This window comes from Thainema salinarum CENA647 (assembly GCF_057732415.1).
In genome coordinates, this window is the sequence record NZ_JBYJZJ010000022.1 from 6040986 (window position 1) to 6054178 (window position 13193).

At 48.9% G+C, this 13193-nt stretch carries 13 protein-coding genes; 6 read left to right on the top strand and 7 right to left on the bottom strand.

All coding sequences use genetic code 11. From position 1 onward, the window contains the following. The first annotated feature begins 309 nt into the window (after positions 1–309). Both AC286M_RS33360 and tgt read left to right on the top strand, forming a co-directional pair. Positions 310–768 carry a hypothetical protein gene (locus tag AC286M_RS33360; RefSeq protein WP_488208501.1) on the top strand — a complete coding sequence of 153 codons (459 nt, stop codon included), beginning with the start codon at positions 310–312 and terminating at the stop codon, positions 766–768. Positions 769–970: 202 nt separating this feature from the next. Beyond that, a complete protein-coding gene (gene tgt / locus AC286M_RS33365) occupies positions 971–2116 on the top strand; it encodes a tRNA guanosine(34) transglycosylase Tgt (RefSeq protein ID WP_488208502.1) in 1146 nt (381 codons plus the stop codon). 78 nt (positions 2117–2194) lie between these two features. Here the strand turns inward: tgt and AC286M_RS33370 are convergent, their stop codons facing one another. From AC286M_RS33370 to AC286M_RS33390, 5 genes are all read right to left on the bottom strand, one after another. Continuing rightward, entirely contained in the window at positions 2195–2710 is a 516-nt protein-coding gene (locus tag AC286M_RS33370) for a hypothetical protein (protein WP_488208503.1), read from the bottom strand. Further along, positions 2711–4675 carry a GUN4 domain-containing protein gene (locus AC286M_RS33375; protein WP_488208504.1) on the bottom strand — a complete coding sequence of 655 codons (1965 nt, stop codon included), beginning with the start codon at positions 4673–4675 and terminating at the stop codon, positions 2711–2713. Then, the gene (locus tag AC286M_RS33380) at positions 4672–5319 is read right to left on the bottom strand and encodes a hypothetical protein (RefSeq protein WP_488202628.1); all 648 of its coding nucleotides are present in this window, start codon (positions 5317–5319) and stop codon (positions 4672–4674) included. Before AC286M_RS33380 ends, AC286M_RS33375 begins: the two co-directional genes overlap by 4 nt. Positions 5320–5868: 549 nt before the next feature. Continuing rightward, positions 5869–6483, bottom strand: coding sequence for a DUF6962 family protein (locus AC286M_RS33385; RefSeq protein WP_488208505.1), 615 nt, complete (start codon positions 6481–6483; stop codon positions 5869–5871). Positions 6484–6522: 39 nt separating this feature from the next. Beyond that, positions 6523–6720 carry a hypothetical protein gene (locus AC286M_RS33390; protein ID WP_488202626.1) on the bottom strand — a complete coding sequence of 66 codons (198 nt, stop codon included), beginning with the start codon at positions 6718–6720 and terminating at the stop codon, positions 6523–6525. Positions 6721–6972: 252 nt separating this feature from the next. Between AC286M_RS33390 and AC286M_RS33395 the strand changes: the two genes are divergently transcribed. After that, the gene (locus AC286M_RS33395) at positions 6973–7896 is read left to right on the top strand and encodes an IS982 family transposase (protein ID WP_488202625.1); all 924 of its coding nucleotides are present in this window, start codon (positions 6973–6975) and stop codon (positions 7894–7896) included. A 169-nt stretch (positions 7897–8065) separates the two neighbouring features. Here the strand turns inward: AC286M_RS33395 and def are convergent, their stop codons facing one another. Next, a complete protein-coding gene (gene def / locus AC286M_RS33400) occupies positions 8066–8629 on the bottom strand; it encodes a peptide deformylase (protein WP_488202624.1) in 564 nt (187 codons plus the stop codon). Positions 8630–8806: 177 nt separating this feature from the next. Here def and AC286M_RS33405 point away from each other — a divergent pair, with 177 nt between their 5' ends. Then, positions 8807–9709 (top strand): cell division protein FtsX, encoded by a 903-nt coding sequence (locus tag AC286M_RS33405; protein ID WP_488202623.1) that lies wholly within the window; start codon positions 8807–8809, stop codon positions 9707–9709. A 175-nt stretch (positions 9710–9884) separates the two neighbouring features. On the opposite strand, the gene aat is transcribed toward AC286M_RS33405, so the two are convergent. Further along, entirely contained in the window at positions 9885–10463 is a 579-nt protein-coding gene (gene aat / locus AC286M_RS33410) for a leucyl/phenylalanyl-tRNA--protein transferase (RefSeq protein ID WP_488202622.1), read from the bottom strand. A gap of 653 nt (positions 10464–11116) precedes the next feature. Between aat and AC286M_RS33415 the strand changes: the two genes are divergently transcribed. Both AC286M_RS33415 and AC286M_RS33420 read left to right on the top strand, forming a co-directional pair. Beyond that, positions 11117–11293, top strand: coding sequence for a CsbD family protein (locus AC286M_RS33415; protein ID WP_488202621.1), 177 nt, complete (start codon positions 11117–11119; stop codon positions 11291–11293). A gap of 464 nt (positions 11294–11757) precedes the next feature. Continuing rightward, positions 11758–13185: a mechanosensitive ion channel family protein gene (locus AC286M_RS33420; RefSeq protein ID WP_488202620.1), complete on the top strand. Its 1428-nt coding sequence runs from the start codon at positions 11758–11760 to the stop codon at positions 13183–13185. The last annotated feature ends 8 nt before the right edge of the window (positions 13186–13193 follow it).

The window sequence follows — 13193 nt, forward strand, 5'->3', positions numbered from 1 at the left end:
GCATGCCTAGACTGAAAGCGGTGAGCATTTATGCCCATCAAGCGTGGTCTATTACCGCCGTTGTTCAGTTCAGAGCATTGCTTATCGCTTGGCAGATATAGCAGAGCCGATGGCCAACTGCTGTGCAGCATATTCTGACTTCGGTTGGCGCATAGACTCATTAGCTGCCAGAATTGTAGATGAATCTACACATGATGAATGTAGTGCATAAGATATTGCATGAAAGCTGCTTGCTTTCGTGTGGCGGTTATGAACCTGTTGACTGTACCTTCGGCGTAAATCGAAGCCTCACTTATTAGGGCCTCTTCTATGAGCTATAATCGTTTCCCAACCAATCGATCATTCCCAGCTCCCTGTATTGTTGATTCTGGCGTCGTTGTCAGCAAACGAGATATGCAGCGACTCCTATCGGATCTCAGCCGAGTGCAGTACGCTTATCTAGAAGAGGACACAACTCTCAGCAAAGGTGAGGGCTTTATCCTAGATGTCTATGCTGATCCCTGTCAATCCACTCTGGTAGCAAATCAGACGCTCTACATTAACGTCCATAGCTTCGACTACCTAGAGCTAACCCGTTCAGAAACTGGGCAATGCTGTTTCGACCTCGTTCAAGACCAGCGCCGACTGAAGCTGATTCCCCTTTCTAACCCCATACAAGATCACGCTAATCGTGACATCAACACTGCCGCATTAGAAGCAGTCGTGGCCGAAGTCCTCTCGGCAAACTGGGATGTTTGCATCGACGACGACGATAATTTCTCTTTTTAGCAGGTCTGACCTGGAAAGGCTTGGTACGGGCAGGTTTGATTAACCCATATTGATTAAGCATCATTATCTACGGCTAAACCTACCCCAAAGATTTGGCACGTTCTTCTGTGGAATATTTTTAGGCAAGTTTCTCAAAACTTGCACTGCGTGACATCTAAGTCTAGAATTTTGCCCTGTTTCCTCTGCGTTATCTGACCGTATATTGAATTCTTCTTTTTCCTATTCTCTACAAGCGCGATGCCGCCATACCCAGGCGCGCGCAGGCGTGTTTACGACTCCTCACGGCATTGTGGAAACCCCTCGGTTTATGCCCGTGGGCACTCTCGCCAATGTCAAAACCGTAACGCCGGATCAGCTTAAGTCGGCTGGTTCTCAGATGATTTTGGCCAATACCTATCACCTGCATCTGCAGCCAGGTGAATCGATCGTGGCGCAGGCGGGCGGGTTGCACCGTTTCATGGCTTGGTCAGGGCCAATTCTGACGGATTCCGGCGGGTTTCAGGTGTTTAGCCTCAGCGACATTCGCACGATTACTGACGAGGGTGTTACCTTCAAATCGCCGCGCGATGGTCAACTGATTCACATCTCGCCTGAGCGCTCGATGGAAATTCAGAATACGCTCGGCGCAGACGTGATTATGGCGTTTGATGAATGTCCGCCCTATCCAGCTAGTCGGGCGGAAGTGGAAGATGCCACCGAGCGCACCTATCGCTGGTTGAAGCGCTGCATCGCGGCGCACGATCGCAAAGATCAGGCCCTGTTTGGCATTGTCCAAGGTGGGGTTTATCCGGATTTACGAGCCGAAGCAGCGCGATCACTAGTTGACTTTGACTTACCCGGTTATGCCATCGGTGGCGTCAGCGTCGGCGAACCCGCTGAACTGATTGAATCAATCGTCAAAGCAACCGCGCCGATTCTGCCAGAGAACAAGCCACGTTACCTAATGGGCGTGGGAACCTATCGAGAAATGGCACAAGCGATCGCAGCCGGGGTTGATTTGTTTGATTGCGTAATCCCAACCCGTTTGGGACGGCACGGCAGCGCTCTAGTCAAAGGTGAACGCTGGAATTTGAAAAATGCCCAGTTTCGGGAAGACTTTGCGCCGCTGGATGAAACCTGTCCCTGCTACACCTGCCAAAATTTCTCCAGAGCCTATCTCAGTCACCTGATTCGAGCGAAGGAAATTCTGGGCTACACGCTGCTGTCGCTGCATAACATTACAGAGCTGATTCGGTTTACGCAGCGGATTCGGCAGACGATTTTTGAAGACCGCTTTGTCGAAGAATTTGGCGAATGGCTAAAGCCATCCGCTGAGAAGCATGTCGAAAATCACATCGAATCTGCGTGATTGAGTTGGTACGTATAGCCTGGTCAAAACCAAGACAGCGACCCACAGAGTCGCTGTCTTGGTTTTGAATGGATGTGGCTATTCAGCAGCTCGCCAGTGAACATAAGGGCGATTGACGGAAATATCGGCGTAGCGAATTTCGCGGAACCCGTCATCATTGGTCAAGTCCAGATCAAACTGTACTTTGCCATTGGCAAAGCGGAGGTCGTACATGCTCAAGTATTCAGAATCAGCGGTGCCAACACAAGAGGCGAATTCAGGGTTAAGCGCTGCTTCATAGACGACGCGCTTCGCTTCAGATGTTATTAACTGAGCGGGTTGAGATGCGATCGCAGATGTATCGACAACAACGGTATGTTCGGCTCCACCTTCAAAGCTCCAGCCAAACTCCCACAAACCAACCGTATCGGGACAAGTACCGGATTCAGCCGTTACCTCAAATTGGACATTGGGTTCCATATCCATCAGAGCGGTTGAGTCAAAAGTCGGCTGATCTGCTGGAGCGTCAGTAGAGCCTGAATCGGCAGGCATTTCACCCGATAGACTACAGCCCGTAAGTGCGATCGCAACCGCTAAACTGGCCAGAATTTTCATCTATTTGCGCTCCCAGATTTGGATAGTTTGGCCGTTGGCCATCAGGTATTGACCATTGGGACTGAACTGAAACTGGGCAACGTCATGGATATGGGTAATCACTTGTCCGGTGTTGGCATCCCAAAGTGCCAAACCTTGACCGGGAATCGGTTCGCTATGCACCAGCAGCAGCAGCAGTGAACTTGTAGCCAAGATCTGCCCATTAGGGCTAAAGCTGACGTAGCCCAGGTTGTCGGGCATGATCGGGTGGCCTGCTGACTGAATTAAATCCAAGGCATGGATCGGCTGATAGGTTTGCAAGTTCCACAGGCGAGCCGTTTTGCTGTCGCTGCTGGCGAGACGTTGGCTATCGGGACTAAATGCCAAATGCTGGACGGTTTCGGCATGACCTCTCAGCGTGATGATTCGTGCGCCAGTGGTGGCATTCCAAAGTTTGACGCTGTTGTCTATATCCGCTGTTGCGACGATTCGACCATCAGGACTGAAGACAATCGGCAGCGGTGAGTAAAGATTGGTTGCCCGAATAACAAACGTCCTCTCCCAATTGCCATTTTGAGTATTCAAAAGCTGAAGGGTATTGTTTGCAGTAGCAACGGCAACCCGCTGTCCATTGGGACTAATTTGTAACGTATGAACGACGCCATCAGCCGCATGAATCTGATCAATGGTGCGTAACAATTGCCCCGTTTGTAGATTCCAGATGCGAATCGTCTGATCAGAACTAGCGCTAGCTAAGGTTCGCCCGTCAGCACTAATTGCGATCGCACGTACGGCATAACGATGTCCACTTAGAGTACGTACGGCTTCACCCTTATCGGTTGTCCAGATCTGGATGTTGCCATTCGACAATCCGGCGACTACTAAACGGCTATCAGGGGTGAAGGCCACGGCATTGACGACATCACCAACGATGCGAGTTCCTTCCGTTTCAGGCTCCTGATTTAGATTGGGAGCCGAAAACGCTTCTGTTGCCTGTCCCCTTACCAAGGTGATAATCCGGTTGCCCCGTTCCGCATTCCAGAGTGCCAAGGTGCTGTTATTGGAGTCGCCACCACAGGCTCGCTCATAGCTGTAGCTACTGATGGCAATGATTTTGCTGTCGGGACTGATGGCAGAAGCTTGGGTGCGAATGGGGCAGGAATTATCTGGATACAGCGATCGCAGATCGATTGAGCGGGCAAGATCCGGCTGTTGCCATGATCCTCCGGTTGTAACGGAGGGATTGCTCAGGACGGTCGTTGCATAGTCAAGCAGAACAGGAATGTAGCGGTTAAATAGCGCACCCTGGAGATCCATCGCGTCGATCATGCAGCTGCCGCAGCTTTGCACATTCAGCATATTTGAAATCGACTGCCACTCTGGCCCTGGCCAAGGGAGATGACCGACTGGGGCATCGAGCGAATAATTCAGTTCCGGTTCAGTAAACCAGTCAGGTGCGACAAAGTTGTTGCCATCAGGCACAGGCCGCCGCCAGCCCACCCATTTGCCAAAGGTATCGGCAGCCGCACTCGGATCATCAGGATGTTGGGCTTTCGCCTCCTGCCAAATTGACCGCTGAACACTGAAGCCAAATCGTCCACGACTGGCTTGTAACCAGAGCTGATCAATCTCTCGCAGCACGTCCGGCGGAATGTTTCTCGCCACTGGCGTACTCGACAAGCTGGTGCTGGGATCAACCCAGGGTTTGAGAATGCGGCGCGTTTCAGCATCTGCGGCTTGCCAATCTTCAACTGCCAGATGATTTTGTAAAGCGCTCAGATCAACGGTGTTAGCCTGAGCAATGGTGGGAGCTTGGGCTTCTAGGACTGGTAGTTGTGCAGAAAGTTGCGATCTCACCTGCTCCTGTGCTGTCTGTTCCGATTTTGCAGAAACAGACGGCACAGCATCCGCCACAGGCGTAAACAGTCCTGAACCAAACAGCATCAGTCCGATGAGAGGACGACTCACATAAAATGCACGATTCATAGGTTCAGACCTTCAACAATTGCAGCGAAGTGAGGTTCAAATTCGGTCAGAGCAGTGTCGCTCGAAAATCCGCCTGTCGGATCGCCATTGATCACGCTGGTCGAGAATACATAGAAAAACTCACCATCGGTTGCGACATAGCCCAACGTGCGATCGAACAGTGTGCCGTCCGCCTGCGTGGTCGTGAAGCCGTAGCGCAATCCCGGCAGGCTCCCGACTGAGATATCCGTAGGCGGTTGCGTTGTAAAGGTCAGGGTGTTGTCACCCGTTTCGCGGTCTTGCTGAATGGTTTCATAGTGATTCTCTACCCAGCTCCGCAGCAGGACATCGGCTGAGCCATTGAGCGGTACATTTAGTTCTGACACGGGTGTGATAAACCGCTCAACGGTGCCAACCTGTTCACCATTGGCTTTGACGCACAGCAGGGTCGGCACATCACAGGGTTCAACCTGCCAGTTGGCTGGAGTGGAGGTATCTCCTAAAATCGTCTGCCAATCCAAAACGGGAGCAGTAGCGACATTGGTTGAATCCGTTACAGAGGAATCAGATGGGAGGGGCTGCTGGGAGTCTTGACCACAGGCGCTGAGCGTTGTCAGCAGTAGAGCCGCAGCCATTAAAGAGGGGGCCAGTGCATTGATTTTCATGGATAGCCAATTCTGTTCTGTTATTCAAGATGCGGAGATTGGGCAGTAGAGTTTATATTCAAGTCTGGTTGAGAACCCATAATTTATTTTTTGCGAAACCTTTGCTCTGCAAAGGTTTCGCAAAAAATAAATTGGGGTCTTATACACCGACTTGATATTATGGCCAGCCGAAAATCAGCCATCGGATGGCAGGTTGATTGACAATGCCCAAAACTCAGCGGGGGTTAACTGTCCGAAGCCCAAACCTCTTTCCTGAGACGATGAGTCTGAAATGATTGAGGACTGGACTGCGCTTGCGTAACTTCAGCGAATCAGGCAGGCTTTTCGTAAACCTGTTCTAAGTAGGTCGGCACAAATAAACGCATCTAAAAAACCGGGGGAGCGCCCCGGCGGGGCGCTCCCCCGGTTTTTTAGATATGCATTTATTTACATGCAGCTACTTATCTGAAACTATATGTATCTTCTTTGAAAAATAGGTGAAATCGTAGGACGTTGCGGAAACTGATACATCCGAATTTTGAACAATATTTTGGACAATATTTTGGACAATCAGCGATACTGAGCGTTCCGCCAAATCCCTTGATAAAGAAAATAGAGGCCCACCATTTGAATCAGATGATATCCAGCCTCAGCACTGAAGTGAATCCACTGCGGCCAAGGAACGATCAGGGCAGCCCCGGCAATGCCAGACGTTGTGATACCAGACATGATCCAACCCAGTCCGGCCAGATAGCGTTTGCGAGATTGCCAAATATACAGGGCAAGTGCGATCGCTAATCCACTGAGGTAGTCGATCACACTCACAATAAAATCTGATTTTGTTTGATTTAGCGCCAGGGCCAACACCAGCTTCAGCACTGCCAAGCCCATTAGTCCCCATCGCCAAGTAGGGACACTTTTCCAAGCGGCAGCGACAACCGTCCAAAAACTGGCGCTCGCTAAGGCCAGCACAACTCCCCGCCAGAGATAGTCTAAGCTGGCTTGGGGCAGCATCTTGTCAAAGCCGTGATAGGTGCCGCCGCAGAAAGCCGCAAAACTAACGCTGCAAAACGCGGCTGACCAAAACTCCTCAACGCGACCAAAGCGCAGCAAAAGCAGTGCGAACAGCAGACTCTCAACTGCGATCGCATAATCCGTCAAGGTAGTGGCTGGCTCAGCAATCATGCGCTGGAACAGTTTACGGCTCAACAACTGAACGATTGACTATTGCTGATTAGCTTTCGCGTCTTTCACTGCTAGATAAAATGCAAAGACAGCCAACGGTACACTGAGCGCTAGGATGGCGCTGGTGACTGGAGTGCCCAAATCTGGCATACCAGAAAAGAGTTCAAAAATGGAACCAATAGCTGCGATCGCAGATACGCAGGACAGACCTAAAAACGCACCACTTTTTGGAGTCACGGTTTATACTCGCTCTCTAAACGAAAATTTAAACGAAATTTCAACGCAGAACACAATACAGCATAAATCCTAGCCTTACCTTGAGGAAAGGCTAGGATTTGATTAATCATCAAGACGTAGATTTTGACTACACTCAACTCACGTCTTAACCCTGTTGAGGTTTATATCAAACGCATTATGTGAGGTGCGGTAGCGCCAAAAAGAAGGAGATATCAAGATAGAGGTACCTACACCAACTCTTGAAATCTCCCTATGAACATGGTAGAAGCTCCCACGTTACTCACGATCATTTACGTGCTGGTGGATGATTGGTATCAACAACACGGCAGGCATTTGGTTCCCCCCGTCTCGTCAGTGCCTGTGTTGCAACCGAGCTTCAGTGATAGCGAAATACTGACCCTGTTGCTGGCAATGGACTATTTTCCCTACCCTGGCGAACAGCAGTTTTTAGGCTTTATCCGGGCAAACCACCTGAGTTTATTTCCTAAACTGCTCAAGCAAAGCCAGTTTAACCGTCGAGTCCGCAGGCTGGAGGGGTTGCTAGAAGAATTGCGGCGCTCTTGGCTCAAAGAGATGGGAGCGCATTTTGAACGCACCTTACTCCTGGATACTAAACCTGTGCCAGTGGTGGGATACAAACGGAGCAAGCGGCACAGCGATTTTGCAGGGAGTGCCAGTTATGGCTGGTGTGCCAGTCGCAACCTCTACTACTTTGGCTACAAACTGGTGGTGCTCAGTACCTTGGCGGGAGTGCCGTTGGTGTATGCCTTAGTGCCTGCCCATACGGATGAGCGAGCGGCGGCTGAGGCCGTGTTGTGTTTTATCCACGGATGTGACATTTTGGGCGACAAGGGCTTTATTGGCGGAGATTGGCAAGATGAGCTGTACACAACCACGGGCAATCGGGTCTTTACCCCCCTGCGAACCAATCAACACCAGCAGCTTCCACCTGCCTTCAGTCGGCTCTTAGGGCAGTTTCGCGAACGCATCGAAGGCGTGTTCAATGAAGTCCAAAATACCGGACGCAACCTGGAACGCTTGCTCAGGAAGAAGGTTGCGGGGCTATGTGTCCATGTTGCCGCTAAAATGGCAAGCCATACCTTGTGGATTCTGTTGCGTCAGCGTTTTGGAATTGATGTGCTGACTTTTGAACAGTCTGCTACTCAACCTATTTAGACCTCACATAATGCGTATCAAGTCTGCGTATAAGAAGCCGATCTTATTTTTTGTGAAACGTTCGCGGAGCAAACGTTTCGCAAAAAATAAATGATGGGTTTTCAACCAGACTTGAGATTAGTCATACATCTTGTTCGTACATGCCAGAGTGTCGCAACCCGCTGAACACCTACTGAACCTTTTGTACGTCGCTCTTAGAAAAGCCGTACTTGTCTAGCTCTTGAGTGAGAGCGAGTTCATTATCTACCCGATCAACGAACATGACGCCAGTTAGGTGATCCATTTCATGCTGAATCACGCGAGCCAGTAAACCGGAGGCCTTAATTTTCTGGGGACGACCGTTTTCGTCTTTGTAAGACACAACAATGGTCTCAGGCCGAACAACGTCAAGATAGACACCCGGAATGCTGAGGCAGCCTTCTTGGCCCGTACAAAGCTCTTGGCTAGATTTCTTGATGCTGGGATTGATGAGAACTAGGGGCGGATTGAGCGGATCATCAGGCTCGCAATCGATGACAATAAGCTGCTTCTGCACACCAACTTGGGGAGCAGCTAAACCGATGCCATCGGCACTGTACATGGTTTGGAGCATGTCCCGAACCAGGGTGCGCAGTTCATCATCAATTTTTGAAACGCGCTTAGCAGGCTGCCGCAGCACGCGATCACCTAAATGATGAATTTCTAATGGCGGTTGCTTGAGCTTCTTTTTTTCGACTTGGACTACAGATGTCATAGATATAGCGGGTATGACGGCAAATGACAGACTTCATTCTTATGTTAACAATCCTTGGATTCAGTTGGCTTTCGGTTTCATGATCGGTAAGCTACACCTGAAAAATTACGAATCAGAACGTATCAGACCCCTCAAAGAGCGCTATAACCATATGTCAGGTTCACGAAGGATTGAAGTATGTTCAAGTGGCTGACCAAATTTGATTACCTGCTGCGCGAAACGTTTTTAGGACTACAGCGTGGCGGCTGGATGAACTGGGCAGCAATCAGTACCACAACAGTACTGCTGTTTCTGTTTGGCACCAGTTTACAGACCTCCTGGCAACTGGAAGGCTTGCTAAACCAATTTGGTAGCCAGTTAGAGGTTTCGGTTTATCTGGAATCCGGTGTGCAGGCCGATACGCTTGTGCCTATGATTGATACGTTTCCAGAAGCCACTGTGATTGAGCCAGTTTCCAAAGAACTGGCCTGGAACCAGCTTGTTGCCGAGATGGGCATCTCTGATATTGAAGGGGTGACGGAACACCTAAACGGTAATCCGCTGGTGGATGAGCTGAAGGTGAAAGCCCGTTCCTCCGAAGAAGTTCCTTCCCTGGCCGATAAACTGCGCCAGATTCAAGGGGTGGATGAAGTTCTCTACGTCTCAGAAGCCGTTGAGCGGATTAGTCAGTTGAATGAAGGACTAAGTTTGGTTAGCTTACTCGTGACGACGGTGCTGAGCTGTACTGCGATCGCAGTTATTACCACCACGATTCGTCTGATCGTGATGGCGCGGCGGCGCGAAATTGAGGTGATGCAGCTGGTTGGAGCAACCAATAGCTGGATTTATTTACCGTTTATCCTGCAAGGGATTACGTTTGGTATCGTGGGTGCAGCCCTTTCCTGGGGCTTGATCTTGGGTATACAGCGAATCATCAATCAAATTTTGACGGATCAGCCCGATTTCGTCAGATTTTTAGCAAACGGTCTACAAACACAGCCGGAGCATATGATTCTCTTACCAATTTCGCTTTTGGGCTTGGGCAGCTTCGTCGGCTTGATCGGCAGCCTGTTTGCCGTTCGCCGATTTTCACTCCGCTAAATCTTTACAAAAACTGAATGTGCGGCAGGCTCACGGCGTGAGCCTGCCGCACATTCAGTTTTTATTTTTGTTTTAATCTGGTTTTCAATAGACTTTATCGGAAATTGTTTTGTAGCGCGGCTTCGCCGCGCTACAAAACAATTTCCAACCCCAAAAACTTTATTTCCAATAAAGTCTAATCTAAGTGACAGGTGCGGCGAATGGCGCGGCTGAGCAGTGCTTGGTAGTCATTATCATCTACAACATAGGCTCCGAATCGCGCTAGATGAGGATTCATCATTTGAGCATCGAATAGGAGAAAGTTGCGATCGCGCAATCGTTCGACCAACTTAACCATTGCCACCTTAGAACCTTCGGGAATGTTGTAAAACATTGATTCACCGACGAAGGCTCCCCCGATCACAATTCCCAAAATGCCACCTGCCAGGTGATCTCCTTGCCAGGTTTCAAAGCTGCAGCTCCACCCCGTGCGGTACAGCTCACGATAAATTTCTTTAAGTTCATCTGAGATCCAGGTCGTATCACGATTGGCACAGCCAGCCAGTACCCCTTCGTAGTCCCGATTAACGGCGACACTGAATCGATCTTGGTTTAGAACTCGGCGCAGGGACTTGGGATAGCGGAAACGATGATCCAGTGGAATGAGCGTGCGCTGACGGCTGGAGTACCAACTGAGATTTTTGCCCTGCTCATCCGCCATTAGGAAGTAGCCCTGAGCATATCCTTGCACTATGGTGGAAACGTCATACAGCATGACAGCAGTGTCGCATACGCAATCTAATTTTGGCACTTCGTGGATAATACTGCGATCTCAATTCTTTTGATTTGCTCATTCCCACATTTACGCTAAATCATTAGCGTCACCATCATTACGTCGCCAGCCTCTGCCTGTAGAATATCCGAAATCTGCTTATAGCGCTTCTTGCGCTAATCAAGGGGGAGTTATTTTTGGGAAGCCGCGCTCCGTGCGGCTTCCCAAAAATAACTTGTACCTCATGCCAAAGCATAAATTTAATGCCTCACTTAATTAAATTAAGTCAATAAACTAGTCGCTCCACTAACGCAGAAAACTAGCATCTCGAATTAATCTCGAATTATCTAGAGCTGATGCAGGGGCAAAGGGAGCTAGCTGATTCAATGATCTGCTTAACAGAATTGTATTACTGCTGTTATTGCGAATTTAACTTTCCAAAACAAATAAAATATTGTACTTACTTGACCTTTATAAGAGCAGACTGGGCAATTAGTCCAGTCGATACTAATTTAGCTTTTCACTGGAAATCAAATCCTTCATCCATCAACAGAGTTTCTAACTATGTATCCAACCTGATCCATCAGATGGTGGATGTTGCACTCAACACGTAACGACTAATCTAGGAAGTAGAGAAATCAAAGAGGCAATTTATTATGTCTAATGAAGAAAGAATGAAAGCTACCGCTAAAAACGTTGAAGGTAAAGCACAAGAGGCTGTCGGTAAAGTAACTGGCGACCCAGAAGATAAAGCAGCAGGTAAAGCCAAGCAGACTGAAGCCTCTGCACGACACGCTAAAGAAGACGTAAAAGAAAACATGAAAAATAAGTAAAAGCTAATTTAGCTACGCTTGATTGACTTTTTCTTTCAATCTTCAGTCCAGTGCCTGAGAGATCTTCTCTTGGGCACTGGATGTTTTTGAAAACCAAGATCAAGAAGATAAGTTAATTTCGAATACTATTTTGATTGCAACTTAGAAATTGCAGCTTAAGAATAGTTCTGAGATTCATCATTTTTTAATCATCAAGGCACTCTATCATCCAAGCCATCAACAAATTAGCTTTTTTTAATCATGCACTGAGTAGGTGCATGAATTTCTATTTTTATTTTCTGACTTTAGCTTAAGCTAATCGCACTTTTGAGACAAAATGCTGTTGTAGTTAGTGCTCAAATTTGCAGTTGAGCTGGTTTTTTCTGCGCTAGAATTTGATTTTAGTCGCTTATTTTAGTTGTTTATCTTTCCAATAATCTGATTAAATTTAAGAACCGATTTTGTTGTCACTCAAGTCCTAAAAGGTGTTTCTGGCTCACCGACATTTCGTTTCCCATTTTGCTTCGCTGAAATTCTATTGTGCGATCGCAGTTTTATCAGCCCTACTCTGCGTTATATCCCCAAACGTCATCGCTCAAGATGCTGCCCCAGCCACAGGTGGTGATGCATTAGCGCCTGCCTTAACGGCTCCAGCGGGATCAGCCCCAGCAGAGGGTGAATCCAGAGAGGGGGTATACTTTGCCGATGTGGAGGTACGAGGACGCCCCCTATTCCAAGTGGGTGGATTAGCGACGATTGACGCTCAAGCTCGCACGGCAATTATTAACCGACGAATCGCCAGCATTCTGGCGCAATCTGAGAATCCAGGGGCTGTAGAGGTGCAGTTGCAGGCAAATGGGCAGACGGCCACCCTGCGGCTTCGTAATCGAGTGATTATGACGGTAACGCAGCAGGATGCAGAGGATTTTGGCGTTTCGGTTGAGGAACTGGCGCAGCGATGGGCCGAACAGCTAACCGAAGCCTTTGATCGGCCACCCTTAGCAATTGACGTGGCTCAACGGCTGCAGACAACATTGCGATCGCTCTTACAAGATACAATTGACCGCTTGCCCGCCTTAATTGGAGCACTGATTGTTGTGCTCTTGACTTGGATCATCGCCAGTATTGTTCGCTATGGTGCTTTCACTTGGGCGCAAAAGACAGAGGGGGATCACAGTACCGAGGTATTGATTGGCCGACTGGGGTATGGTGCGGTTTGGGTCGTTGGTTCCGTCATTGCCCTCGGTTTACTCGGATTGAATCTTGGAGCACTCCTGGGAGCATTGGGACTGACCAGCGTTGCCATTGGTTTTAGTCTCAAAGATGTATTGAGTAACTATATCTCGGGCGTCATTTTGCTAGCAGCGCGGCCATTTCGATTAGGGGATCAGGTGGTGATTAAAGATTATGAAGGCACGATTACTCAGATTCAACTGCGGGCCACCACCATGCAAACCTACGATGGCCGCTTGGTTTATATCCCAAATCAGGAAGTGTTTCAGGCTAGCATCATTAACAACACGGCTTCAACCCAGCGCCGCAGTGCCATCACGGTTGGTATTGATTACGATGCTGATATTTCAACTGCGAAGCGCGTCATTGAGCAGGCGGTACGGAGCGTTAGTGGTCGCACGCCCAACAGCCCAATTGAAGTGCTGGTGCAAGAACTAGCGGCTAGCACCGTCAATTTAGAGATTCGCTTCTGGGTTGATTCGCGTCGGGGTGAATTTTTAGGAACAACATCGGCAGTTGCCCAAGCCGTAAAAGAAGCGTTGCAGCGAGCAGAGGTAGATATGCCAACCGAAATTTATACGCTGCTTTTCCGCAATGCACCGCCAGGACTCAATGAAACGCTGCATAATAGTCAAGCCAATCTGTCGAACCAAGATAACAATCATTCAGGGGAGTCATAAGCAACCAG

What these genes read in the sequence shown, in the direction of transcription:
- AC286M_RS33360 (WP_488208501.1), top strand. Translation starts at nt 310, where the DNA reads ATGAGCTATAATCGTTTCCCAACCAATCGATCATTCCCAGCTCCCTGT.
- AC286M_RS33370 (WP_488208503.1), bottom strand. Translation starts at nt 2,710, where the DNA reads ATGAAAATTCTGGCCAGTTTAGCGGTTGCGATCGCACTTACGGGCTGT.
- AC286M_RS33375 (WP_488208504.1), bottom strand. Translation starts at nt 4,675, where the DNA reads ATGAATCGTGCATTTTATGTGAGTCGTCCTCTCATCGGACTGATGCTG.
- AC286M_RS33380 (WP_488202628.1), bottom strand. Translation starts at nt 5,319, where the DNA reads ATGAAAATCAATGCACTGGCCCCCTCTTTAATGGCTGCGGCTCTACTG.
- AC286M_RS33385 (WP_488208505.1), bottom strand. Translation starts at nt 6,483, where the DNA reads ATGATTGCTGAGCCAGCCACTACCTTGACGGATTATGCGATCGCAGTT.
- AC286M_RS33395 (WP_488202625.1), top strand. Translation starts at nt 6,973, where the DNA reads ATGAACATGGTAGAAGCTCCCACGTTACTCACGATCATTTACGTGCTG.
- def (WP_488202624.1), bottom strand. Translation starts at nt 8,629, where the DNA reads ATGACATCTGTAGTCCAAGTCGAAAAAAAGAAGCTCAAGCAACCGCCA.
- AC286M_RS33405 (WP_488202623.1), top strand. Translation starts at nt 8,807, where the DNA reads ATGTTCAAGTGGCTGACCAAATTTGATTACCTGCTGCGCGAAACGTTT.
- aat (WP_488202622.1), bottom strand. Translation starts at nt 10,463, where the DNA reads ATGCTGTATGACGTTTCCACCATAGTGCAAGGATATGCTCAGGGCTAC.
- AC286M_RS33415 (WP_488202621.1), top strand. Translation starts at nt 11,117, where the DNA reads ATGTCTAATGAAGAAAGAATGAAAGCTACCGCTAAAAACGTTGAAGGT.